The organism is Aliidiomarina celeris (genome assembly GCF_003316875.1).
Classification (GTDB): domain Bacteria; phylum Pseudomonadota; class Gammaproteobacteria; order Enterobacterales; family Alteromonadaceae; genus Aliidiomarina; species Aliidiomarina celeris.
In genome coordinates, this window is sequence record NZ_QMIL01000002.1 from 598,269 (window position 1) to 622,603 (window position 24,335).

General features: G+C 49.8%; 19 protein-coding genes. 13 read left to right on the forward strand and 6 right to left on the reverse strand.

Annotated features, from left to right (window positions below):
- Nucleotides 1-48 precede the first annotated feature (48 nt).
- Nucleotides 49-414, forward strand: a complete 366-nt coding sequence (locus DQW12_RS07025; protein ID WP_113907114.1) for a hypothetical protein — start codon at nt 49-51, stop codon at nt 412-414.
- Between the two features lie 28 nt (nt 415-442).
- Nucleotides 443-1,732, forward strand: coding sequence for a chromate efflux transporter (gene chrA / locus DQW12_RS07030; protein WP_113907115.1), 1,290 nt, complete (start codon nt 443-445; stop codon nt 1,730-1,732).
- A gap of 2 nt (nt 1,733-1,734) precedes the next feature.
- On the opposite strand, the gene DQW12_RS07035 is transcribed toward chrA, so the two are convergent.
- On the reverse strand, nt 1,735-2,196 hold the full coding sequence (locus DQW12_RS07035) for an ion channel (protein WP_113907116.1): 462 nt from the start codon (nt 2,194-2,196) through the stop codon (nt 1,735-1,737).
- A 109-nt stretch (nt 2,197-2,305) separates the two neighbouring features.
- On the opposite strand from DQW12_RS07035, the gene DQW12_RS07040 reads away from it, so the two are divergent.
- The 7 genes from DQW12_RS07040 to DQW12_RS07070 all read left to right on the forward strand — a co-directional run bounded on the left by DQW12_RS07040 (nt 2,306) and on the right by DQW12_RS07070 (nt 11,360).
- A complete protein-coding gene (locus tag DQW12_RS07040) occupies nt 2,306-3,847 on the forward strand; it encodes a cation:proton antiporter domain-containing protein (protein WP_113907117.1) in 1,542 nt (513 codons plus the stop codon).
- Nucleotides 3,848-4,330, forward strand: coding sequence for an alpha/beta fold hydrolase (locus DQW12_RS07045; protein ID WP_113907118.1), 483 nt, complete (start codon nt 3,848-3,850; stop codon nt 4,328-4,330). It begins immediately after the preceding gene.
- 25 nt (nt 4,331-4,355) lie between these two features.
- Complete coding sequence (locus DQW12_RS07050) at nt 4,356-6,164, forward strand: glycerophosphodiester phosphodiesterase family protein (protein ID WP_113907119.1); 1,809 nt, start codon at nt 4,356-4,358, stop codon at nt 6,162-6,164.
- 144 nt (nt 6,165-6,308) lie between these two features.
- On the forward strand, nt 6,309-8,897 hold the full coding sequence (gene acnB, locus DQW12_RS07055) for a bifunctional aconitate hydratase 2/2-methylisocitrate dehydratase (RefSeq protein WP_113907120.1): 2,589 nt from the start codon (nt 6,309-6,311) through the stop codon (nt 8,895-8,897).
- A 219-nt stretch (nt 8,898-9,116) separates the two neighbouring features.
- Entirely contained in the window at nt 9,117-9,383 is a 267-nt protein-coding gene (locus DQW12_RS07060; protein ID WP_113907121.1) for a type II toxin-antitoxin system Phd/YefM family antitoxin, read from the forward strand.
- Between the two features lie 3 nt (nt 9,384-9,386).
- Nucleotides 9,387-9,728 carry a type II toxin-antitoxin system RelE/ParE family toxin gene (locus DQW12_RS07065; protein ID WP_113907122.1) on the forward strand — a complete coding sequence of 114 codons (342 nt, stop codon included), beginning with the start codon at nt 9,387-9,389 and terminating at the stop codon, nt 9,726-9,728.
- A gap of 129 nt (nt 9,729-9,857) precedes the next feature.
- Complete coding sequence (locus tag DQW12_RS07070; protein ID WP_232819924.1) at nt 9,858-11,360, forward strand: S10 family peptidase; 1,503 nt, start codon at nt 9,858-9,860, stop codon at nt 11,358-11,360.
- Between the two features lie 69 nt (nt 11,361-11,429).
- Here DQW12_RS07070 and DQW12_RS07075 read toward each other — a convergent pair whose 3' ends face one another.
- From DQW12_RS07075 to DQW12_RS07090, 4 genes are all read right to left on the reverse strand, one after another.
- Complete coding sequence (locus tag DQW12_RS07075; RefSeq protein ID WP_113907124.1) at nt 11,430-13,337, reverse strand: propionyl-CoA synthetase; 1,908 nt, start codon at nt 13,335-13,337, stop codon at nt 11,430-11,432.
- A gap of 180 nt (nt 13,338-13,517) precedes the next feature.
- Nucleotides 13,518-16,628, reverse strand: coding sequence for an efflux RND transporter permease subunit (locus tag DQW12_RS07080; protein ID WP_113907125.1), 3,111 nt, complete (start codon nt 16,626-16,628; stop codon nt 13,518-13,520).
- 24 nt (nt 16,629-16,652) lie between these two features.
- The gene (locus DQW12_RS07085; protein WP_113907126.1) at nt 16,653-17,807 is read right to left on the reverse strand and encodes an efflux RND transporter periplasmic adaptor subunit; all 1,155 of its coding nucleotides are present in this window, start codon (nt 17,805-17,807) and stop codon (nt 16,653-16,655) included.
- Nucleotides 17,808-17,843: 36 nt separating this feature from the next.
- Nucleotides 17,844-18,518, reverse strand: coding sequence for a TetR/AcrR family transcriptional regulator (locus tag DQW12_RS07090; protein WP_113907127.1), 675 nt, complete (start codon nt 18,516-18,518; stop codon nt 17,844-17,846).
- Between the two features lie 225 nt (nt 18,519-18,743).
- Here DQW12_RS07090 and DQW12_RS07095 point away from each other — a divergent pair, with 225 nt between their 5' ends.
- From DQW12_RS07095 to DQW12_RS07110, 4 genes are read left to right on the forward strand one after another with little or no spacing between them, the layout of a single operon-like run.
- Complete coding sequence (locus DQW12_RS07095; RefSeq protein WP_157957870.1) at nt 18,744-20,723, forward strand: acyltransferase family protein; 1,980 nt, start codon at nt 18,744-18,746, stop codon at nt 20,721-20,723.
- Nucleotides 20,713-21,978: a nucleotide sugar dehydrogenase gene (locus tag DQW12_RS07100; protein ID WP_113907129.1), complete on the forward strand. Its 1,266-nt coding sequence runs from the start codon at nt 20,713-20,715 to the stop codon at nt 21,976-21,978. The genes DQW12_RS07095 and DQW12_RS07100 overlap by 11 nt, the downstream gene beginning before the upstream one ends.
- Before the next feature lie 43 nt (nt 21,979-22,021).
- Nucleotides 22,022-22,930, forward strand: a complete 909-nt coding sequence (locus tag DQW12_RS07105; protein WP_113907130.1) for a glycosyltransferase family 2 protein — start codon at nt 22,022-22,024, stop codon at nt 22,928-22,930.
- A complete protein-coding gene (locus DQW12_RS07110) occupies nt 22,930-23,871 on the forward strand; it encodes a Dyp-type peroxidase (RefSeq protein ID WP_113907131.1) in 942 nt (313 codons plus the stop codon). The genes DQW12_RS07105 and DQW12_RS07110 overlap by 1 nt, the downstream gene beginning before the upstream one ends.
- Here the strand turns inward: DQW12_RS07110 and argR are convergent.
- The gene (argR, locus tag DQW12_RS07115) at nt 23,868-24,332 is read right to left on the reverse strand and encodes a transcriptional regulator ArgR (RefSeq protein WP_232819913.1); all 465 of its coding nucleotides are present in this window, start codon (nt 24,330-24,332) and stop codon (nt 23,868-23,870) included. The genes DQW12_RS07110 and argR overlap by 4 nt on opposite strands.
- Nucleotides 24,333-24,335: the final 3 nt, after the last annotated feature.

The following is a 24,335-nucleotide window of genomic DNA, read 5'->3' on the forward strand; positions in this document are numbered from 1 at the left end:
ATTGCTTGTTCAGGGCTGTGTTTCGTTAACAAGTGTGAAGTAAAGCGCATGGATACCTCGTTTACCCCCGACATTAGTTTGCCACGTGCTGCCACGAATGCTGCTGGATCGCAGTTAAAACAGAACGCAGAGGGGCAAAATACTCCAGAGCAGCAAGCCGTTTTTAAAGAAGAAAAAATGATTGCGGAACTTGCGCGCCAACAAGCGAGTGCCAACGAATCGACACCAACCAAAGGCACAGAACGACAGAATTCTGTCGCCGCAGTAGCCTCCAAGTCGGCAATGAAAACGAATGGCTCGGCGCCAGAAAGCACCAGCCGAGCGCCAAATTGGTCGCAACTGAGTGCGCAAGTGAATGGCTACACTGCAAAACAAAGAGCCATGAATTTATATGTACAAATTGATAGACTCTAGCACTCACTTTTAAAAAAGAGCGCTGGGCATGGCACCAAGTATTTCTTTTCGCGACGCATTCTGGGTGTGGCTGCGTATCGGCTTGTTAAGCTTTGGTGGTCCTGCCGGGCAAATCGCATTAATGCACCGCATGATCGTGGAAGAGCGCAAATGGCTGGACGAAGGTCGCTTTATGCATGCTCTCAATTACTGCATGCTGTTGCCGGGGCCGGAAGCACAGCAACTCGCTACTTACGTGGGTTGGCTACTCCACGGGGTGAAAGGCGGATTAGTTGCAGGAACGCTATTTATTATACCCGGGGCCTTGGTATTGCTCGGGCTGTCATGGGCGTATGTGTTGCTTGGTGACGTGTCCGCTATTGAAGGCTTGTTGTTTGGTTTGAAAGCCGCGGTACTGGCGATTGTGGCGCAAGCCATGTGGCGCCTTTCGCAAAAGGCATTGCACGGTTGGCTGTCGGTTGCGTTGGCAGTCGGCGGTTTCCTTGCTCTGTTCGCCTTCTCAATTCCGTTTCCTATTGTTGTGTTGGCTGCTGCTTTAATCGGCGCGCTTTGCGTTTCTTATTTTAAGGTTCAGCATCCTCCGCGTGTAAACACCGACGTTGTTGTGCGGCCTGGTACGAAACGCGCTGCATTTGTTTGTGCAGGTCTCTGGCTGGCGACCATAGGTGTACTTTTCATCCTGTTCGGTGGCGACTCCGTGTGGACTCAGATTGCGCTGTTCTTTTCAAAATTGGCGGTAACCACCTTTGGCGGCGCCTATGCGGTACTGGCCTATGTGGCACAGCAAGCCGTAGAAACGTATGGCTGGTTGCTGCCTGGCGAGATGTTAGACGGGCTTGGTCTGGCGGAAACAACGCCTGGACCACTCATTTTGGTGACTCAATTTGTTGGTTTCCTTGCAGGTTTTCGTGAAGCTAGCGGAATGGCGCCAATGCTTGGCGCGACACTCGCCGCGCTCCTCACACTTTGGGTCACTTTTTTGCCGTGCTTTGTATGGATATTTGCCGGTGCACCCTACGTGGAAAAGTTGCGTGAGAACGCCAAACTCGCAGCCGCACTGCGGGCAATAACAGCGGCAGTAGTGGGCGTGATTGCAAATCTCGCGCTGTGGTTTGCTTTTAATTATTTGTTTGCAGCACAGCAGTCTATTCAATTTGGAGCGGTGGAGCTTGAAGTCCCTGAACTGGCAAGCCTAGATATGACCGCGGCATTGATGACGCTTATTGCGATGCTCTGTTTATTCGCCGTGCGCCTTGGAGTGCTCAGTGTAATTGCAATAATGGCAACGTTGGGTATTGGCGTGAACTTATTTGTTTGAACTCAGTCTTGTGACGGCCGAATGTAGCTAAGCCAGTGTTTTTGCATTTCGAGAAAGGTTAACGACGCGGACCATGTGATCAGAGTGAAACCAGTAACTGCTTCCGTACCATAAAGAAACCTAATGCTGCCTTCTGGAATAATATCGCCGTAGCCCATAGTAGTGAACGATGAAGCAGATAAATAAACAAGGTCGAGAAACTCTACCTTTGCGTGGTAAACAATACTGCCGGCATCAGGAGCTTTAAGAAGCAGAAAACTAGCCACCGCGAACATCCATATTTGAGCAATATGAGTGCAAATCATGGAAAAAACCAAGGTGAACATTCGTTTACGCTTGCTGTAGTGCTTGTTTTCAATATGAAAAATAACTTTTGAACTCACTTCGTGGTGCAGTACAACAGTGAGGATAACCGTTACAATAGTAACGGCAACAATGAGAAAGTCGACGGGCGTTAGTTGCATTGTTAAGTTGACCTATTAAGCCGTATACGGGTTAAACTAAAAACCACTGGCTCGCAAAGTGAATCAGTAGTCAAATTTACGCTAAAATTCAGAGTACGGGAAGTTAAGCATGTTAGAAGCCGTATGGATAGGTTTTGCTTTTATAGTGGGTTTACTCGTTCGTCGTATCGGTTTGCCTACGCTTGTCGGCTATCTCGCTGCCGGTTTTATTGTCGCTGCGGTGTCCCCGTTGTTAAGCCTCCCTGACAATGGACAATATGTAATCGACCATGTTGCACATTTAGGGGTATTGCTGCTTCTGTTCACTGTTGGACTAAAGCTCAACGTTAAAAGCTTGGCCAAGCCTGAAGTTGCGGGAGTAGGGCTCGTTCATTTCATAGTCACCACACTCTTTATGTATGCGGCTACGCGTTTCATTTTCGCGACAGCTTCCACAGAAGCCTTGCTGATTGCTGTTGCATTAGCGTTTTCAAGTACTGTTCTTGCTGCAAAAGTTTTGGAAGGGAAAAGAGAGTTAGGGGCGTTTCATGGCCGCGTAGCCATCGGCATATTGATTGTGCAAGATCTAATTGCGCTTGTGGTGATGACAATTGCCAATGGTGAAACACCTTCTTTATGGGCTTTATCAATTTTCGCGCTCCCGCTGCTGCGCCCCATTTTGTACAAACTACTCGACATTTCAGGCCACGAAGATTTACTCATTTTGTTTGGTCTCTTGTTGGCGTTAGTGGTGGGTGGTTATGGATTTGAGCTATTAGGCCTAAGCTCAGAATTGGGTGCCTTGGCTTTTGGTGCGCTATTGTCAAAACACCCAAGAGCGGGCGAGCTATCGAAAGCTCTTTGGGGTATTAAAGAGTTCTTTTTAGTCGGTTTTTTCTTAAGTATTGGTATGGGTGGACTACCGCAGGCACAAGACTGGATTTTTGCTGGAGTAATGCTTGCTCTGTTACCGCTTAAAATCGTGCTCTTCTTTGTTCTACTGATACTCTTCAAGCTGAGATCCAGAAGTGCCTTTTTAACTGGATTAAGTTTGGGAAATTACTCGGAGTTTGGACTTATCGTCGCGAGTGTGGTGTTACCACAATATTTAATTCCACTGGCATTGTTGGTTGCCTTATCTTTTGTGATTTCTGCGCCTTTAAATGCAATGGCTCACAACCTTTATGAGTATGTTTGTGATTATCTTACTAAGTTTGAACGAGACACACGACACCCAGACGAACAACCCGTGGAGTTGGGTGATGCAGAAGTACTGATTATGGGAATGGGGCGAACAGGTACGGCCGCCTATGCCTATTTGGCGAAGAAACATAAAGTGGTGGCAATGGATTCCGACCCCACAAAGGTTGAAAAGCATCGCTCCGCAGAGCTGAATATTTTTTACGCAGATGCAGAAGACCGAGTGTTTTGGCAAAGCTTAGACTTTGGTGATATTAAAGCGGCAATACTCTGTTTGAGCGACTGTGATGCAAATGTAACCGCGGTGACAAAATTGAGAAAATACGGGTTTGAGGGCTTAATTGTCGCGCACAGCCTGCATGAAGATGAAGCAGACCGTGTATTGCGCGCAGGTGCTGACCAGGCTTACCTAACTATGGCAGAAGCGGGTGCGGGTCTCGCAGAACATGTGCGATTGAAACTGGAGACGTAAATGTTGTTATTCTTTCACGGCTTAGAGAGTGGTCCTCATGGTTCAAAGTACAGGCTGTTGAGTGCGGTTTATCCTGAGCTTATTTCGCCGGACTTCCAAGGTATGGATTTGCAGCAACGCATTACCAAAGCAACAGAGGTAACGACAACAATGAGCAACGCTATAGTTGTCGGCTCGTCTTTTGGCGGGCTGCTGGCTGCTCGTATGTATAGCCTTTATCCGGAGCGATTCCGTGGGCTTGTTTTGTTGGCGCCAGCGGTGCATACCGAGGAAGGCGACAAGGTTGAGCGGATGCCAACTGCTAGTCATGTTCGGGTTTTGCACGGAAGTGCGGATGACGTAGTGCCTTGGAGCGCCGTTCAAACTTTTTGCCAACGTTTTGATTTACCCCTGCACACCCTCAACGACGGTCATCGGCTCGGTGCGGAAACATCGCAAAAGGCGATACTTGAGGCACTAGAGAGTTTATTAAAAAGTAGTTAATGGCGGTGTACAAGGAGGCTTCATCATGAAACGGAACATGGAGCTTCTGCGTACTATTCGCGCAACCCTTCGTTATCATCGAAAACCATTATTGGGTTTTCACCTCTATTTTTCGCTGCTCGGTTTGTTCTTGATCGGCCCTTTTGTGGGTTGGCTGTTAAATGCCTTGGTAACGCTCACCGGCGCTACCTTAATTAGTAACGATCAACTGGTTCGTTTTGCTTTTACCACGACTGGAAACTTTTGGCTGGCTATTTCGGGCGTGCTATTTGCGGTTTTAGTTTTTCTTCAAGTCGCGGGTATTATTTTACTGGCAACACGCTCCAGCCAAGGGGGCTACCCCACTTCAATTAATGCGCTGTGGGCGGTTATTATTCGGCTGCCATCGTTGATAAAATTAGCGGTGCTGCAAGTATTGGCCCATGGCGTGTTACTTATTCCGATGTTGTTTGTGCTCCGAGCGGTCTTTGTGTGGTTGCTCGGCGAATACGACATTTATTATGTATTGAATAATCGCCCCCCTGAGTTGTTTGCTTTTCTGGCTACCTTGGCCCTTGGCTTGCTGGTTATTATTTTAATGAACGGTCGCCTGTATGCGCGCTGGAGCTTATCGCTGCCGCTGCTGTTAATTGAAGGCCGAGGGCCGATAGACGCCATGAAGCGAAGTGCGGTACTGGTGCGTGCGAGCAAGGTTAAAGTTTTGCGGCTGTCGTTGTTCGTGGCCCTCAGTGTATTGCTGCCTATTCTTGCGTTTAACCTACTCATGCAGAGTATGGGGCGCTTGGTGCTGAGTACGATTCCAGACACTCTTTTTCTACAAATTAGCGCGAGCCTGATCATCATTGTTGTTTCTGCAGTTATTGGTATAGCACTGAGTTTTATAGCAATTAATACCAACAGCTTGCTGTTGCTGAAACTCTATCGTCGGGCTGTTCAGCACGAACCTGTTTGTTTTAATGAGCAGGAACCGAGAAACACTGTGGTGTTCGCGTGGAGTTTTGAGGTTGTTTTGGTTTTGCTTGCACTCTATCAGATGAACGGTTTGGCAGCGTCGGTAACGCCCGCTGAAAACGTGGTGGTCATTGCCCACCGAGGAGCGTCGTGGCAAGCACCAGAAAATTCGCTCGCGGCTATCGAGTTAGCTATCGAACAGGGGGCGGATTACCTAGAGCTCGATGTGCAACGCACCGCCGACGGTGTATTGGTGCTTAAGCATGATCGCGATTTATTGAGGTTAGCTTGCGATCCGCGCCGTATTTGGGAGGTTACTTATGACGAGTTGCAACAGCTAGACGCTGGCGCATGGTTTGCACCGGAATTTAAGGGCGTGAAAGTGCCGTCTTTGGCATCGGCAATAACGCACATAGCGGGTCGAGCAGAGCTTTATTTAGAAATTAAGAATGCGCCGTTTATGCCCGGCATCGTTGAGCAAACGGTGGCGTTGCTGCAGCAAATGGACAAGGTGGAGCACACGGTTATTGCCGCGTTGAGCCCGCGTGTGCTGGAGCAGGTGCAACAGCATGAGCCGGCATTGCGCACGAGCCTGTTGGTGCATAGCGCGCTCGGAGAACTGCCGTACGAAGACTATTCAATATTAGCGCTACGAGAGTCCACAATAACACCTCGCGTTCGCCGTTTAGCGCGCCAAGCTGATACCGAACTTCATGCTTGGACCATTAACAATGATTATTTGGTTCACCGTTACTTAGATGTGGGCGTTGACGGCATTATTACTGACGTTCCAGACGCCGTGCGTGCGGTTTTAGAGCAGCGTAAAGGGCTGAATAGGGCCGAATTATTCTTACTGCGCTTGCGCGACTGGATTTGGTATTGATTATAAGTGCTGTGAATACCTACCATAGCCCTTGTTATCTCTGTATAAATTCAAATCACCATTAAATTCACGTATAATTCGCGTGTCTTTTTTATACCCCCTGCAGGGAGAACGCTGTGGGGCGTCCAACATGAGGAATCATTTGTGTTAGAACAATATCGCGCACATGTGGCCGAGCGTGCCGCAGAAGGAATTCCACCCAAGCCTTTAAGCCCAGAACAAGTATCAGAACTCGTTGAGTTGCTGAAAAACCCACCGGCTGGCGAAGAAGAGTTTTTACTTGAGCTGTTAAGCGAACGTGTTCCACCGGGTGTGGACGAAGCCGCGTACGTTAAAGCAGGCTTCCTCGCCGCCATTACCAAAGGTGAAGTGAGCAGCCCAGTTATCGACAAAGCCCGTGCCGTAAAATTACTCGGCAACATGCACGGTGGTTACAACATCGTGACCTTGGTTGAACTATTAGATGATGCTGAATTAGCAGAGCTTGCCGGTGAAGAGCTCAAGCACACTATTTTAATGTTCGACGCGTTCCATGATGTGGAAGAGCGTATGAAGAACGGCAATGCCGTAGCGAAAGCTGTGGTGGAGTCATGGGCAAACGCGGAATGGTTTACCAGCCGCCCAGAAATGCCAGAAAAAATTACCGCTACTGTATTTAAAGTAACGGGTGAAACGAACACCGATGATTTGTCGCCTGCACCAGACGCATGGTCACGCCCAGACATTCCACTGCATGCCAAAGCCATGTACAAAATGCCACGCGAAGGCATTACCAATGCGGCAGAGCAAATTGCTGAGTTGAAAGAGAAAGGTAACCCAATAGCTTTCGTTGGTGACGTAGTAGGTACCGGCTCTTCACGTAAATCGGCAACCAACTCGGTGTTGTGGTTCATTGGTGACGACATGCCAGGTACACCGAACAAGCGTTCGGGCGGTATTTGTATTGGTGGCAAAGTGGCGCCAATCTTCTTCAATACCATGAAAGACACGGGAACCTTAGTTTTCGAAGCCGATGTCGACAAAATGAACATGGGCGACGTGATTCATATTTATCCATTGGCGGGTAAAATTGAAAACGAAGCGGGCGAAGTAATTGCTGAGTACCAGTATGCTTCTGACGTGATCATCGACGAAGTACGTGCCGGTGGCCGTATTAACCTGATCATCGGTCGCGGTTTAACCACCAAAGCGCGCGAATCGCTTGGGTTAGGTCACTCTGATTTATTCCGCACGCCAGAACAACCTTCTGACAGTGGCAAGGGCTTCACCTTGGCACAGAAAATGGTGGGTAAAGCTTGTGGTATGGAAGGCGTTCGCCCAGGAACTTATTGCGAGCCGCGCATGACCACTGTGGGCTCACAAGACACCACAGGGCCAATGACTCGTGACGAGCTCAAAGACCTGGCGTGTTTGGGCTTTAACGCCGACTTGGTGATGCAGTCGTTCTGTCACACTGCTGCTTATCCGAAGCCAGTCGACATCGACACCCAGCACACCTTGCCAGACTTCATTATGAATCGTGGCGGCGTATCGCTGCGCCCTGGTGACGGTATTATTCACAGTTGGTTGAACCGTATGTTGTTGCCAGACACTGTGGGTACCGGTGGCGATTCACACACCCGTTTCCCATTAGGTATTTCATTCCCAGCGGGTTCTGGTTTAGTCGCATTCGCTGCTGCAACCGGTGTTATGCCATTGGACATGCCTGAGTCGGTCTTGGTGCGCTTTAAAGGTGAAATGCAGCCGGGTGTTACGCTACGCGACTTGGTACACGCCATTCCGTTGTATGCCATCAAGCAAGGTTTACTGACAGTTGAGAAGCGTGGCAAGAAAAACGCATTCTCTGGTCGTATTTTAGAAATTGAAGGTTTGGATAACTTAACGGTTGAGCAAGCCTTTGAGCTTTCTGACGCGTCAGCAGAGCGTTCAGCAGCCGGTTGTACCATCAAGCTTTCGGAAGAATCGATTGCCGAATACTTACGTTCAAACATCACCATGTTGCGCTGGATGATTGCAGAAGGTTACGGCGATGTGCGTACCCTTGAGCGTCGCGCGCAGAAGATGGAAGAGTGGTTAGCGAACCCAGAGTTGATGGAAGCCGACAAAGACGCGGAATACGCGGAAGTGATAGAAATCGACTTAAACGAAATTGTTGAGCCTATTTTGTGCTGCCCGAACGACCCAGACGACGCAAAAACTTTGTCGGACGTAGCCGGCGACAAAGTAGACGAAGTGTTTATCGGCTCGTGTATGACTAACATTGGTCACTTCCGTGCCGCGGGTAAATTGCTCGAGCAAAATACCAAACCACTGAACACTCAGCTGTGGATTGCGCCACCGACTAAAATGGACGAAGCGCAGTTGATGGAAGAAGGATACTACAATATTTACGGTCGTAACGGTGTACGTACGGAAATGCCAGGTTGTTCACTGTGTATGGGTAACCAAGCACGGGTGAAAGCAGGTGCTACTGTGCTTTCTACCTCTACGCGTAACTTCCCGAACCGCTTAGGTGACGGTGCGAACGTGTACTTGGCTTCTGCAGAACTTTCTGCGGTGGGTGCGATTCTGGGTAAAATTCCAACGCGTGAAGAGTACATGGAATATGCGCAGAACATCGATGCCATGGCCGGTGAAGTTTATAAGTACTTAAACTTTGACCAAATGCCCGACTTCCAAGCGGCAGAAAAGAAAGCGAAAGAGAACATTATCCCGACCATTAATGTTGCCTAATGATCGTATAGTTTAGCCTTACGCAAAACGAAAGCCCCGACCCTGAAAAGTGTCGGGGCTTTTTTTGTTGGGTTTACAGATTGTTGGGCTTATGGGATATAAAATTTGCGCCCGGTTTTTTTGTGGTCTATATTTAGTCTTGTTTTTCTTGGTACTAAAAAATGGCAGTTTCGACGGAGTAGTAGTTATAACTGGGAGGCAGAAAGGCAGAGGACAACCATGCAAATCAAAACGATCAGTTACATAAAGCAACATGCGGCAAGTTTAGACGTTGAAGAGCCGATTATAGTCACCCAAGGTGGAACTCCCGTTTACCGGATTGAGTCAGAGCGATCGGCTCAATTACGTGACGAAGCAATCGCCTTACTCAAGCTCATGAACATTGCAGAACGAGATGTGCGCGATGACCGACTTTACTCAGAATCTGATTTGTTGACTGAGTTAGGAGTGATTGAGCGAGGAACCAACGAAGCGCCGAGTCAATAGACGATGACGTATCAGGTACGATTTACGCGTGTAGGGAAAACAACGCTGTCCTTATTACAGCGCTATATGACTCAGTATCTTGGTGTGAATGAGGCGCAGCAATTGGTCAGGTCGCTAATTACAACCTGTGTGGAGCAACTGGGAGCGCTGCCATTGCAATACCCTGTTTGTCCTGAGCTCGATATGTTGGGCGTTAGTGATTATCGGCAAATCACGTATCAAGCGTACAAGATTCTTTTTCGGGTCGACGAGACGAGCGGAAACGTTATTGTCATGGCTTTTTTACGTCAACGGCAAAGCGCGCAACAACTACTGATCGACTATGTTCTGAAGCAGGACGGATAGTTAGAGATTGCTCAGCTGACAGCACCGGCATAGCGATTTGCCGCATTTTACTGTTTTTGCTGCACTTCAAGGTCTACATTAACGACACTCTAAAATGACAGAAAAAGAACGAGGACAGCTATGAAAGGTATGATTCAAGGTTTAGTTGTAGCGCTCGCGTTTGCGAGTAGCACAGCAATGGCTGATGAACATCGCCGCACTATTCCGATTGAAAGTGTGAATGTAACGGAACATCGGGCACAAATAAATGGCGAACGCGTGAATTATAAGGTTCATGCCGGCACCTTACCGGTATGGAACGAGGAAGGCCACCCAACCGCGACCTTGCAATACACCTATTACGAGCGACAAGGTGTGCGTAATCAACAAGAGCGCCCGTTACTTATTTCTTTTAATGGTGGTCCGGGCTCAGCCTCGGTGTGGATGCATATTGCTTATACCGGTCCGAAATCATTACTGCTTGACGAAGAAGGGTATCCGGTACAGCCCTATGGTGTGCAAGACAACCCCTATTCTGTGCTCGACGTAACCGACATTGTGTTTGTTAACCCAGTAAATACTGGGTACTCACGAGTGCTTCCTGGCCCAGACGGTCGCATGCCTTCACGCGAGCAACAGCGAAGCATGTTTTTTGGCGTAAATGCAGACATTCAGTATTTATCAGAGTGGCTCAATACTTTTGTAACGCGCTATAACCGCTGGCGCTCGCCTAAGTTCTTAATCGGTGAAAGTTACGGCACTACTCGTGTTGCGGGCTTGGCGTTGGCGTTACAGAACCAGCAATGGATGTATTTAAACGGCGTGGTGTTGGTGTCACCGACCGATATGGGGATTGACCGCGACGGCCCAGTGAAAGCGGCGAATCGCCTGCCTTACTTTGCAGCTACAGCGTGGTACCACGGACAGCTCGACGAGGAACTACAGCAGGGCGATTTATATGACCTGTTGCCGATGGTGGAAGCGTTTACCATCAATACCTATTTGCCGGCGCTAGCGAAAGGCGCTTGGTTGCCAGAAGACGAAAAACAGGCGGTGGCAGAGCAGATCGCGCGCTTCGCGGGTATTTCGGTGGAGTCGGTTTTACAAAGTAATCTTGATGTAGATACCGCGTTCTTTTGGAAGGAATTATTACGCGACGAAGGGCACACTGTAGGTCGGTTAGATTCGCGCTATAAAGGTTTGGATCGGAAAGATGTGGGCGTGCGCCCCGACTTTAATTCGGAGCTGACCTCTTGGTTGCATTCCTTTACCCCTGCAATTAATTACTATTTGCGCGAAGAGCTTGGCTTTGTAACGGATACTAAATACAACATGTTTGGTCCTGTTCATCCATGGGATCGGTCGGGCAATAATACCGGCGAGAACTTGCGCCAAGCCATGGCTCAAAACCCGTACTTAAATGTGTTATTCCAAGCCGGCTATTACGACGGTGCCACTAACTATTTTGACGCCAAATACAGTATGTGGCAGCTTGATCCGAGCGGCAAAATGCGCGACCGCTTGTCGTTCGAAGGGTATCGTAGTGGACACATGATGTACTTGCGCCGCCATGATTTAGAGCTTTCGAATCAGCATTTACGCGAGTTTATTCGTGCGTCGTTGCCGGGCCAAGGTGTCCCCGCAATGTACTAGTTGTAGCGATTAAGTTATGAATACCAAATAAAAAAGCGCGGCCTTTATGTAAAGAGCCGCGCTTTTTTCTTACGATCTAAATGCTGCCGCAATTTCGCTCAGGCTTTCTGGGTCGTCTATGGTGGAAGGAATAGTAAAGTCTTCGCCATCTACAATTTGCCGAATAATTTTGCGTAGAATCTTACCAGAGCGTGTTTTGGGTAAGCGCTTTACGGCAACTGCAGTTTTAAAGCAGGCTAATGGACCTACTTCTTCACGAACCAGTGCCGCGAGTTCGTTTTGCAGGCTGTCGGCGTCGGTCTCTATGCCGTTCTTAATAATAACAAAGCCCATTGGAACTTGGCCTTTGAGGGCGTCTTGCGCGCCCACAACACAGCATTCAGCGACGGCGGGATGGCTTGCAACTACCTCTTCAATTTCGCCGGTGGAAAGCCGATGCCCTGCAACGTTAATGACATCGTCGGTACGGCCCATAATGTAAACATAACCGTCTTGGTCAATATAACCGCCATCACCGCTACTGTAATAGCCGGGGAAGGTTTTAAGGTAGCCATGGAAATAACGATCCGGGTTGTTCCAAATACCCGTCAGGCATCCGGGTGGAAGCGGCAGTTTAATGGCAATATTGCCTTGGGTGTTTGCGGCAACGGGTCGGCCTTCGTCGTCTAACACTTCAATTTGATAACCTGGAACGGGAACCGATGACGAACCGGGTTTCGGCGTAAGTGACTCAATGCCTACAGGGTTCGCACAAATGGGCCAGCCACTTTCGGTTTGCCACCAGTGGTCAACAACGGGTTTGCCGGTTACTTCGCGGGTCCAATCATAGGTGGCAGGGTCAAGTCGTTCACCTGCCATAAAAATAGTTTCAAGGCAGCTTAGGTCATGCTTTGCAACGAAATCACCGTTGGGGTCTTCTTTACGAATGGCGCGAAATGCGGTGGGGGCTGCGAACAACACCTTGGCTTGATACTGTTCTACAATACGCCAGAATGCCCCTGCATTGGGGGTGAAAACTGGCTTTCCTTCATACAATACAGTGCTGCAGCCAAGTAGCAATGGGCCATAAACAATATAGCTATGGCCCACCACCCAGCCCACGTCAGACGCCGTAAACATAGTGTCGCCAGGCTGCAAATTGTAAATATGCTGCATGCTGTAGTGCAGAGCGGTGGCATAGCCACCGGTGTCGCGTACTACGCCTTTAGGGGTGCCAGTGGTGCCGGACGTATAAAGAACATAGAGTGGGTGAGCGGAGTCTACGGGTAGCGCGTCGGTTGGCGAAGCGTGAGTGAGCTCAGCTTCCCAGTCGTAGTCAAAGCCTTCTTTTAGCGTAATATCTACGCGTTTATCGTTTGGCAGCTTATTGCGTTGATAAATAATAGACGCAGTTGGCTTATGCATTGCTTTTTCAATGGCCTTATCGAGCAAAGGCTTATAGGGAACCAAACGCTGGGGCTCAATACCATGGGAGGCCGAAATAATAACTTTAGGTTTTGCGTCATCGATGCGAACAGCGAGTTCATGCGCGGCAAAGCCGCCGAATACCACCGAATGAATGGCGCCAAGGCGTGCTACCGCGAGCATAGCAATGGCTGCTTGTGGAATCATCGGCATATAAATAACAACCCGATCGCCCTTACCTACACCATGATTTTTCAGCACCCCGGCAAATAAGGAAACTGCATCGCGTAATTCGCGATAGGTATAGTGTTGTGGTTCGGTCGCCCCCTGAGTTGACGAGGAGCTGTCTTCGCGCGTTACGGGGGAGTCGTAATAAATGGCGACTTGGTCACCACGGCCAGAATTCACTTGATGATCTAAGGCCAAATAACTGAGATTCAGCTTACCTCCAGCGAACCAATTTTCTTTAAAACCACTGCTGGGAGGAGTGTGCCAATTCAGTGCACGGGCTTGTTCGCACCAGAACGCATCGGGTTGCTGAATAGAGCGTTGATAGTGAGCGCGATAGTTCATCGGAGTAAAACCTCTTGATTACGTGTTATACCAACAACGTAACCGAGAGGCGCGTGAAAAACTATTCGACTTTAGCCCAACTTGGGGGTCAGACCCCCAAGTTTAGGGTCAGAGTAAACCGCTAGAACGCTCGCTATTTGGTTACCGAGGCGACTTGGGTTTACTCTGACCCCGCTTTGTTTACTCTGACCCCGTGTTGGTTTTTTTGAGATCTTCGATGAGTTTGTAGGCGAGTGGCACGAACACCAGTGCGAGTGAACTCGCGGCGAGCATGCCCGCTACCACTACGGTACCGATCTCTTGGCGACTTACGGCACCAGCGCCGCTGGCAAATACTAACGGTAGTGAACCGATAATAAAGGTCGCTGCGGTCATAATAATGGCGCGGAAGCGCTGACGTGCTGCGGCAACCGCGGATTCCGTCGACGACATGCCTTCGGCTCGGTTTTGCGCGGCAAACTCAACAATGAGAATGGCATTTTTAGCCGCCAAACCAATCAACACCAACAACCCAACTTGGAAGTACACGTCGTTAGGGAAGCCACTGAGCATGGAGCCGATGGCACCACCGAGTACACCAAAGGGTACCGCTGTAATAACCGCAAATGGCAAACCAACGCGTTCATACTGTGCAATAAGAATAAGCACAACCATGATAATACCGAGAATGAAGGCCGATGAGCCCGCCCCGGCAGCAGCGTCGAGTTGGTAAGCTTCACCAATCCAACCTACTTGCACGTCGGCTTCGCTTTGTAGTTCGAGAATAATCTCTTCAAATGCGGCTTTCGCTTGCGAGGTGGTGTAGCCGGGGCCTGGGTCGCCGGTAAACTTGGCCGCGCCATACATGTTGAAGCGGTTCAAGATATCCGCTCCCGATACACGCTCAAGTTCAACAAGCGTGGTAACGGGTACCATAACGCCGTTGCTAGACCGTACGAACACGTGGCTCAAGTCTTCCGGTGTTGCACGGAACTCAGCTTCCGACTGAATATTCACTTGCCACAAGCGGCCTTCGTAGGTGAAGTCGTTCACGTAAAGTGAGCCGATAGACGCCTGCAAGGTACCAAACAGATCACTAAGCTGAACACCCAACGCACGCGCTTGCTCGCGGTCCACACGAATCTGGTAGCGCGGTAGGTTGGTGTTTAAGGTAGTGCGCGCGCCTTGCACTTCAGGGCGCTCGTTGGCCTTGGCAATAACCCGCTGAGCCAGTGCTTCAATTTCACGAGCGTCGGTGGTGCCGCGTACTTGCAAATAGCCTTCTACGCCACCGGTTAACGACAAACCTTGAATGGGTGGCGGCACAAAAACAAAAATATTTGCTTCTTGTACACCAAAACCCATGCCCATCACTCGGCCAGCGATAGCTTCCGCACTTAACGACGGATCGGTGCGGTTGTCCCAGTCGTCAAGGTTGATAAAGCCAGCGAAGGCATTGGTACGCAATGAACCTGCAAGCAAGTCAAACCCAGCAAAAGAGGTGAAATCGATAACACCGTCGAGCGCGAGAATTTGCTCTGAGAACTGGTCGCGCACGGCTTCTGTACGTTCTAGGCTCGAAATAGGGGGGAGCTGGCCGACAGCGAGCGCCACACCTTGGTCTTCACCAGGGACTAAGCCCGTTGGCATGCGCGTCATCAGTACAAAGGTGAGCGCCAAAAAGCCAATAAAGGCGAGTACACCAATAAAGGCGCGACGAATAAGAAACTCAACAATACTCACAAAGCCGTTGGTTATTTTTTCAAAGCCACGGTTAAACCACGCAAACCAACGGTTTTCGTCATGATTTTGCTTGTCGAGTAGCAATGCACACATGGCGGGTGTCAGCGTAAGTGCGACCACACCAGACACGACCACAGATACCGCAATAGTAACCGCAAACTGCTGGTACAACTCGCCGCTTAAACCACCCAAGAACGCCACTGGCGCAAACACTGCTACCAACACCAAGGTTGACGACACAACGGCACCGGCTACCTGCTGCATGGTTTCTACAGAGGCTTGCTTAGCAGAAATGCGTTTCTCAGAAATGAGCCGCTCGACGTTTTCCATCACAATAATGGCGTTGTCGACCACAATCCCGATAGCCAAAACCAAACCAAAGAGGGTAAGCATATTGATTGAAAAGCCGAGTAACTGCATGCCCGCAAAGGTACCAATGAGCGATACAGGAATGGCTGCAACCGGAATGAGTGTGGCACGGAAGCGTTGCAAGAATAAAAAGGTAACAATGACGACCAACAGCACAGCAACCACTAACGTGGTAATGACTTCTTTCACCGAAATTTCGATGAACTCTGTGGTGTCATAAGGTATGTAGTAGTTCAGCCCTTCTGGAAAACGGGTTTGCATGTCGGCTAATGCATCACGAACCAGCTGTGCAGTTTCTAATGCGTTGGCGCCGGGCTGCAAATAAATCCCCATGGGAATAGCGCTTTGGTTGTTATAAATGGCCGAAAAATCGTAACTTTGCGCACCAAGTTCAACCCGAGCAACATCTCCCACGCGCAGTGCGCTGCCGTCGGAGTTAGTGCGCAGCATTACGTTGGCAAACTCTTCGGGGTTCGAAAGCTGGGTGTCTGTGGTGGCGCTATAAGTAAAGGCATTTCCGGCCGGTGCAGGGTTCGCACCAAAACGACCTGCGGCGTACTGAGCACTTTGATCACGAATGGCTTGTGCCACATCGCTGGGGTTGAGTTGGTGTTGTGCAAGCCGCTCTGGGTCGGTCCAAATACGCATGGAATAGTCTTGTGAACCAAATAGAGATGCATCGCCCACGCCCGGAACACGTACAAGTTCGTCGAGAACATTAAGCAGTGCGTAGTTACTAATCGCAAGCGGGTCCATGCTGCCAGATTCGGAGTACAAGACCGGAACCATTAAAATGTTCGTTGAGCGTGCTTCAACCCGAATACCGAGATCACGCACCAATTGCGGCAGGCGCGAGGTTGCTGCTTGCACGCGGTTGTTCACGTTAATGGTGGCTTGATCGGGATCAGTTCCCATTGCAAATGAAACTGAGATTTGCAAGAAGCCCGCGTCGGTTGAGGTGGTCTCCATATAGAGCATGTCGTCGACGCCGTTGATTTCCTGCTCGAGTGGGGCCGCTACCGAGTTTGCCAGTACGTCGGCAGATGCGCCAGGGTAAACGGCGGTAACCACAACTTGCGGCGGAACTACGTTTGGATATTGCTCAATGGGCAAAATACGCAATGCCGCGCCACCGGCGATCATAATAATGATAGAGATAACCGCTGCGAACAACGGCCGGTCTATGAAAAAACGTAACATGTTTATTCCTTTTTTGGGCGTTGCTTAGTTGCTTTCGTTACCATTGTCGGTGTTTTGAGCAATTTGAATGGGTGCACCGGGTTGCAAGGCCGCATGACCATTGACGATTAACTGCTCACCCTCTGCCAAACCGCTCAAAATAACGTATTGATCTTGAATACGCGGCCCTAACTCAACAACGCGTGGCTCCGCACTGTTGTTTTCACCTACCACATAAACCTGCGCGCCTTGCGGGCCTTGGCTAATAACGTCTTCAGCCACTAAAATGGCGTTATTAAATTCACGTAGTGTTAAGCTAACGCGAACAAATTGTCCCGGAATTAATGTGTTCTCGGCGTTTTCTACCGTAGCACGAAACTGCACTTGACCAGTTTGCGGGTCGATTACCGGATCGATAAATTCAATAGTAGCGGGGTACTCACTCCGTTCATAACCTCGGGTTTCAACTTGAACCGCATACACTTGGCTTTGCTTTGGCTCTCCGCGGGCTAACCGACGAAACGCAATGGCATCGCTTTCCGGTAGGGAAAAGTGAACATAAGCCGGCTGTGTTTGGGTGATGGAAGTTAAAACCGCACCACTATTGATAAGATTTCCAGCAGAAACTGTTTCAATGCCGGTGTAGCCGCTAATCGGCGATTCTACGCGGGTGTAGCGTAGGTTGCGTTCTGCATCGCGCTTGGCTGCATCGGCCTGGCTAAATATCGCTTCAGCTTGCTGCACAGCTAACCGTGCTTGCTCGAAGTCGCGCTGGCTTACGGTGTTATTCTCATAAAGTTCTTGGATACGTAGCCACTCGCGCTCCGCTTGCGCAAAAGTGACTTCTGCATTTTCGTAATCTGCCGTTGCGCGCTGTAGAGCCAGCTCAAAAGGTTCGGGTTCAATGAGAAATAGCGTTTGCCCTTTTTCAATGTAGGCACCTTCGGTGTAGCGCTTTTCTTGCAAAATGCCGGTAACTTGGGCACGTACTTCAACTTCCTGTGAGCCACGAATGCGTGCCGGATAAGTTGCGCGTTGCTCAACGGCCTCGTATTTTAGAGTGCTTACGGTAACTGGAGCAGGGGGCACGCCCTGCTGGCCCGCATTGCTCTCGGGTTCTCCGCTACATGCAACTAACAGCAACGCAGCAGCAGAAAAAAGAGTGGTGCTGCGTAATGACTGAACGGAAACGGACTTCATAAAGTTCTCCAATTAAAAATGAAGTGAACACTCACTTCAAGAAACAAGTAAACGTAAAGGGTTCTCAACTTGCAAAATACCGTGCAAGTAAAATTCAAATATTTCGTCGAGCTGCTCGTAGGCTGAGCGACTGCGATGTGGCGCACAATTTAAGTAGCTGGCGCCATGCATCACTTCACTGCCACGCGCCATCATGGCGTCGATAGGCATATCTCGAACTGGGAATTGATCACGAATGGCTTGAAACAAGGCAACCCACTCGGGGTCGCGAGCACGCATGCGCTGAAAGTAAAGCGGTGTATTCTCTACGCCAAACTCCGCGCGCTCTTGCACAAACAATTCGATAATTTCTGGGTTTTGGTCGAAAAATAAAAAGTATTCGCCCATAGCGTTGCGTAGTGCACACAATGGATTAGCACTGCTTTCTCGCGCTTTTGCCATACGCTTTTGCAGTTTGTCGAGCTGACTGCTCAAGGCGCTTTTAAACAGGGTTTCTTTCGTTGGGAAGTAGCGATAAAGCGTTCCTTTTCCTACCCCTGCCATGTCGGCAATGGTTTGCGTGTCTGCAACCTGATACCCACGTTCGGCAAAGACCTGAGTTGCAACCGCAAGTATTTCCGCTTTGCGTGTTTCGGGGCTTTTGTGCACGCGCTTTTTCTTTTCTTCAGCACCCGTGTTTGTGGGTACTGGTGTTGCCTCGTTCATACTCATTCTCTTTACCTGTTTTGCTTATCTGGCCACTCACTCCAGTGAAATTTGTAAATTCAATGTGAGTAAAAACGATGGTTTCTACACCCTAGCTATATATGGGACGGACCAGTCAGTCCGTATTTTATGCAAGCTGCATTTCAATTGCAATCGTTGATACTGAAAATGTGCATCGGCGGCATGTCTGCGCTATGATATGAACCTTCAATAACCCGACGGATCGCCAGTTTGTTTTCACTAAAACCATCTTCCTTTCGAAATGACATCAACGGTTTACGCGCCTGGGCTGTGGTGTCTGTGGTGCTATTCCACTTTTCGCTTTTTGGCTTTAGTGGTGGGTTTTCAGGGGTTGATATTTTCTTCGTAATCTCCGGCTTTCTCATGACTGATATTGTTGTGCGAGGTTTGGTGAATAAACAGTTTCGGTTTGGTAGTTTTTACTTTGCCCGTGCCAAACGTATTTTTCCCGCCTTAATTGCCTTGGTGCTCCTGTTGCTCGCCGCCGGCTGGTTCGTACTCCCCACGCCCGACTACCAAGCGCTCGGTTCGCAAGCCGGCTATGCCTTAGGCTTTATTTCGAATATTGAGTTTGCAGGGGCTGAGGGCTACTTCGACAGTAATGCGCACGAAAAGTGGCTACTGCATACATGGTCGTTAGCGGTGGAATGGCAGTTTTATTTACTTTTCCCTGTTGTCGTTTGGCTTCTTTACAAAGCCGTTCGTGGCCACTTAACCGCTTTGTTCGTGGCCTTTGTGTTGGCAACGCTAGCGTCCTTCGCTTGGAGTTGGGCGCTAAGTATCGCGGCGCCCAATGAAGCTTTTTACTTACTTCCTTCTCGGGCGTGGGAAATGTTGGCAGGCGGGTTGGTATTTTTTCTTGCGCAGTTAACACGGCCACTCAAACTCCCACGTTGGAGTTTTCTCCTGGGTTGGCTACTCATTATTGTGCCGTTCTTTGCGGTTAATGGTAGCTCACAATGGCCAGCACCTTGGGCGCTGAGCTCTGTGTTTGGCACTATGCTGGTGATGCTCGCAGCGCGGGAGAAAAGCCTGTTTACGCGAACAGCAGTGGCACAATGGCTAGGGAGCCGCTCCTACAGTATTTATTTGTGGCACTGGCCGTTAGCAGTGCTGTTGTTTTTCACTCAAAGCCAAAACCAGTGGCTTTGGGTGGGGATCATGCTGGTACTCAGTTTAATATTGGGTGACCTTTCGTATCGCTGGATTGAAAATCCGAGCCGGCGTTGGCTTGGGCGTTTTAACAAGCGTTGGGCAGGTGCAGGCTTAGTTGCCGTGTTACTCTTAGCCTACGTGCCCGCGGCTGTAGTGAAGGAGCACCATTTTGGCGGCCGAGTAAACCCTCAGGTTGACCAAATCGCGGCCGAAACGAATAACTACAATGCACAGCGCGATCGTTGCCAAGCCAGCCGTTCAAGCGGCCAACCAATCGGGTGTACCTACGGCGGCGAGCAACTTGCCGCCATTGTGCTGGGCGACAGCCATGCTGGCGCGGTAGTGCGAGCCGTAGAGCGCGCCCTAGGCCCCCGTGTTGAAACGCATCACATACTAGACTGGACCGCGAGCGCTTGCCCGGTTATTGCCGATATTCAGCGCAGCGACACCAATCGCTACGCGTGCGCGGCGTTTATCGACTACGCCAAACGCGCACATTTAAGCTTGTCAAGTGAGGCGCCGCTGCTCATTGTTAGTCGGTTCGCGCAAACCATAGAGGGCGAAATGAGTGCACCAAATGCGCCACCGGCCGCTTATCGAAGCCAACCTTTTGCAGAGAAATCGGACGCCTATTATAACGAGATGAACGCCGGCATTGTGGAGGCGGCCTGCTATTTCGCCCAAACAAGACCGGTGTATATGCTGCGGCCGATTCCAGAAATGCCGGTGAGCGTGCCGCAAGTGATGGCCCGTAGCCTACTCTTTAGGGGGGACGTTGAACGGGTGCGGCTGCCGCTCGACCAGTATTATGAACGCCAACGCTATGTTGTGGAGGCGCAAAACCAAGCCGCGGAGCAGTGTGGCGTGGTGTTACTCGACGTAGAACCAACTTTCTGCGACGATAACTTTTGTTGGGGCGATAAAAACGGGCGTCCTTTGTATTTTGATGACGACCATTTAAGTGAATATGGCGCAGACTTTTTGCGCCCCGAATTTGAACGTATGTTAAACAGCGAGATGCGCAATGAACGATAAAATATGTGTCGTTGGTCTAGGTTATGTGGGTTTGCCTTTAGCCGTGGCGTTTGCCGAGCAATACTCGGTGATTGGATTCGATATAAACGAAAGCCGTATAAGCGCATTACGACAAGGCCGCGACGACACGCATGAAGTTACAGCTGAAGCACTACAGCAGGTTTCGGAACAATTGAGCTTTACCAGCGAAATTGAAAAATGCCAGCAGTGTACGGTTTTTATTATTACCGTTCCAACGCCGATAGACAGTGCGAACCGGCCCGACTTAAACCCTCTCATTATGGCGTCGCGCGCGGTAGGGCAAGTGCTGAAACCTAACGACTTAGTGATTTACGAGTCTACGGTTTACCCTGGTGTTACTGAAGAAGTTTGTGTGCCCGAGCTGGAGAAGGTTTCTGGCTTAGTTTTTAACCAAGACTTCCACTGTGGTTATTCGCCCGAGCGGATAAATCCGGGCGACAAAACAAACACCTTTAAAACCATTTTAAAGGTAACCTCAGGCTCTACGCCGGAGGTAGCAGAGCGAGTCGATAGCTTATATCGCAGCGTGGTGACCGCTGGCACCTATTTAGCGTCAAGTATTCGCGTAGCCGAAGCTGCCAAGGTGGTCGAAAATACACAGCGAGACGTGAACATAGCGCTGATTAACGAATTAGCGCTGATTTTTCATGAAATGGGTATTGATACGCGCGAAGTTATTGAAGCCGCGGCCACTAAGTGGAACTTTATTAAGCTCTTTCCCGGCTTAGTGGGAGGCCATTGTATTGGCGTTGACCCTTATTATTTAACTTTTAAAGCAGAAGAGTTAGGTTACAAGCCCAACTTGATTTTGTCGTCGCGGCAGATTAATAACGGCATGGCCAAATACATTGCCGAGCAGAGCGTAAAGCTCATGATCAAAGCTGGCAAGGTGATCAAAGGCGCAAAGGTACTGATACTCGGCTTCTCGTTTAAAGAAAACTGCCCCGACATTCGCAATACTAAAGTGATTGATATGGTGAACGAGCTGCACGACTACGGTGTGCAAGTGAGTGTGCATGACGCGGGTGTCGACCCTCAAGAGTTAAGCCGGTATCCGGTAGCCGTGGTAACAGACTTGGCTGCAGAAAAAGGCCAGCACGACGCAGTGATCTTGGCCGTGGGGCATAAAGCGTATTATCAAATGAGCCAGCAAGATTTCGAAGCATTGTGTGTAGACGCGCCCCTGCTGATTGATGTTAAAGGCGTAATTCCAAAGCCCTCATGGCGCTTGTAAGCCCACAGTTCGGCGAGCGCACGGTGGCGCAGAAGGATAGAAAATGACTGAAAAGCTTGTTTACGATGTAAAAATGCCTTGGTACCAGAAAATTCAGGAGCACGCCCTGCGCTTGGCGGTGAGCAAATTATTGCCACTGCGGTTTTTGTATAAAAAGCCGCGTGTGCAGCCGCAGGCGAAAACAGGCCAACTGACGATTGAAATAGTAAGTCACTGCTGGCGCTATGCACACCTGCATGCGTATCAACTGAGTTCGCTGGTTACCCATGTGCCAAAAAACGTCAATATAGTTATGACTGTGTTCTACGCGAAGGAAGACGAAGCGACGAGCCAGTTGCTCGAATTCTTTGCTGAGCAACAGGTTGAAAACGTGCGTTGGAACTTCCAAGCATTGCCGCCACCCGAATTATTTCGGCGCGCGATAGGTCGAAACAGAGTGGCAAAAAATACCAGCGCCGACTGGGTTTGGTTCGCCGACTGCGACCTTATTTTTGGCGCGGGCTGCTTAGACGGTTTAGCGGAATCACTGCAAGGTAAAAGCGGTTACTTGTATTTCCCGGCACAAGAGCGGATTACACCGCTCCTCAGTAACGACAGCCCAATGCTGAAAGCAGCGAAGGCTCCAAAAGTAGTACAAGTGAACGAAAGCGATTTTACCCTGCGAACATTAGAGCGCGCGGTAGGCGCCTACCAAATTGTACATGGCGACTTGTGCCGTGAAATGGGATATTGCGACGATGTAGCGGCGTATCAGCGGCCCACCGACCGTTGGAAAAAGACCTTTGAAGACCGCGCTTTTCGTTGGTTAATTGGCACGCATGGTGAGCCTATTCAGGTGCCGTCGGTATACCGTATTCGGCACATTGAAAAAGGGCGCTACCATGGTGGCAAAGCGAGCACTGCAATGCGCCAAAACATTCGTAAAGTGCAAGACAAAGCGCGCGAACAGTAATGACAATGCGGCCTAGTGTTCGACCTCAAGAAGGCGTGTGTGCAGAGCCAACTATTCATAGCTGGACTTTATTGCTCGACGTGGTGTCAGACGACGTTGCCGCGTTGCAGGGGTTGTTGCTTCGTTTTCCAAGTTTAGTGGACAGTTTAAGCGCACGTTTTTCCGAAGCAAACTTGAATGTGGTGTTAGCAATAGGGGCAGAATATTGGCCCATTCTGGCGCCAGATAGTGAGCCACCGAGCGGATTAAAGAGCATAGAAACCAACACCGTAGGAGAGTTTGCGCTGCCACAAACCCATGCGGATTTTGCCCTCATTTGCCGCGCTGATCGTCTTGATGCAAATTATTTTGCCGTGCGGGTAATGCTCGAGTGGTTCGGCGACTTGGTGATTGTACAAGACGACATACAAGGGTTTCGCTATTTAGACGGGCGCGATCTCTTTGGCTTTCGCATTGACCCCGATATGCCGCACGGTAATTTACGCCGCGAACTTGCTTATGTTGCTGGGCACGATTCACTCTATGCGGGCGGAAGCTATTTGTGTTTGCAGCGTGTTCAAGTGAATTTAAAGCGCTGGGAGCAACTTAGTGTTGAACAACAACGCGAAATTATGGGGCGAGAAAAAGTGAGTGGCCAACCTTGGCCAACAGCTTTGCCGAATCATGCCGAGAAGAGCGCGCGTGGTGCGTTGGCGTTATGGCGCGTGCAAATGCCGTTAGCGAACGTGCAAACCGGTGGCGAAATGGTGTTGCATTGGAGCCGTGACCTCGCCGACATTGAGGCTTATGTGCAGCAGCGCTTTGGTGCTATAGCGAACGAACAAGAAACGGTGAGTGCCGATCCGTTGCTGGCGTATGAACAGGTGATTAAAAATGCGGTATTTTTTGCGCCCGCGCGCAATTGGTTTGAACGCTTAGCAAGCGAGAGCGCTGGCCGTTAATTATTTTCAAACAATTCGCGAATGCGCTCGAGGGTAAAGTCGATCGTTTTAATGTCGACCGGTGCAATAAATATGGTATCGTCGCCTGCAATAGTGCCCAAAACGCCTTCCTTTTTGCCTACCGAGTCGAGTAAGCGCGCAATGAGTTGCGCCGCTCCTGGGGTGGTGCGCACAATGATCATCATGTCGTTGTGTTCAACATCCAGCACTAGCTGTTTGAGCGAACTGCGCGCCGACGGCATTGCTAACTCCGGCGGCAAACAATACACCATTTCTTCCTTGCCGTTGCGTGCCCGAACTGCGCCAAGCTTACTGAGCATACGCGACACCTTCGACTGATTCATGGTGTGGAATCCCTGCTGCTGTAAAACCTCCACAATTTCAGCCTGCGACGAATAGGCCTCTTCTTTCAGCAGTGCGCGAAAGGCTTCCGTAAGTGGGTCTTGGTGTGAACTTGTCATTAT

What these genes read in the sequence shown, in the direction of transcription:
- DQW12_RS07080 (WP_113907125.1), bottom strand. Translation starts at nt 16,628, where the DNA reads ATGTTACGTTTTTTCATAGACCGGCCGTTGTTCGCAGCGGTTATCTCT.
- DQW12_RS07105 (WP_113907130.1), top strand. Translation starts at nt 22,022, where the DNA reads ATGACTGAAAAGCTTGTTTACGATGTAAAAATGCCTTGGTACCAGAAA.
- DQW12_RS07100 (WP_113907129.1), top strand. Translation starts at nt 20,713, where the DNA reads ATGAACGATAAAATATGTGTCGTTGGTCTAGGTTATGTGGGTTTGCCT.
- DQW12_RS07045 (WP_113907118.1), top strand. Translation starts at nt 3,848, where the DNA reads ATGTTGTTATTCTTTCACGGCTTAGAGAGTGGTCCTCATGGTTCAAAG.
- chrA (WP_113907115.1), top strand. Translation starts at nt 443, where the DNA reads ATGGCACCAAGTATTTCTTTTCGCGACGCATTCTGGGTGTGGCTGCGT.
- DQW12_RS07035 (WP_113907116.1), bottom strand. Translation starts at nt 2,196, where the DNA reads ATGCAACTAACGCCCGTCGACTTTCTCATTGTTGCCGTTACTATTGTA.
- DQW12_RS07025 (WP_113907114.1), top strand. Translation starts at nt 49, where the DNA reads ATGGATACCTCGTTTACCCCCGACATTAGTTTGCCACGTGCTGCCACG.
- argR (WP_232819913.1), bottom strand. Translation starts at nt 24,332, where the DNA reads ATGACAAGTTCACACCAAGACCCACTTACGGAAGCCTTTCGCGCACTG.
- DQW12_RS07090 (WP_113907127.1), bottom strand. Translation starts at nt 18,518, where the DNA reads ATGAGTATGAACGAGGCAACACCAGTACCCACAAACACGGGTGCTGAA.
- DQW12_RS07085 (WP_113907126.1), bottom strand. Translation starts at nt 17,807, where the DNA reads ATGAAGTCCGTTTCCGTTCAGTCATTACGCAGCACCACTCTTTTTTCT.
- DQW12_RS07050 (WP_113907119.1), top strand. Translation starts at nt 4,356, where the DNA reads ATGAAACGGAACATGGAGCTTCTGCGTACTATTCGCGCAACCCTTCGT.
- DQW12_RS07110 (WP_113907131.1), top strand. Translation starts at nt 22,930, where the DNA reads ATGACAATGCGGCCTAGTGTTCGACCTCAAGAAGGCGTGTGTGCAGAG.
- DQW12_RS07065 (WP_113907122.1), top strand. Translation starts at nt 9,387, where the DNA reads ATGACGTATCAGGTACGATTTACGCGTGTAGGGAAAACAACGCTGTCC.
- DQW12_RS07075 (WP_113907124.1), bottom strand. Translation starts at nt 13,337, where the DNA reads ATGAACTATCGCGCTCACTATCAACGCTCTATTCAGCAACCCGATGCG.
- DQW12_RS07070 (WP_232819924.1), top strand. Translation starts at nt 9,858, where the DNA reads ATGATTCAAGGTTTAGTTGTAGCGCTCGCGTTTGCGAGTAGCACAGCA.
- DQW12_RS07040 (WP_113907117.1), top strand. Translation starts at nt 2,306, where the DNA reads ATGTTAGAAGCCGTATGGATAGGTTTTGCTTTTATAGTGGGTTTACTC.
- DQW12_RS07060 (WP_113907121.1), top strand. Translation starts at nt 9,117, where the DNA reads ATGCAAATCAAAACGATCAGTTACATAAAGCAACATGCGGCAAGTTTA.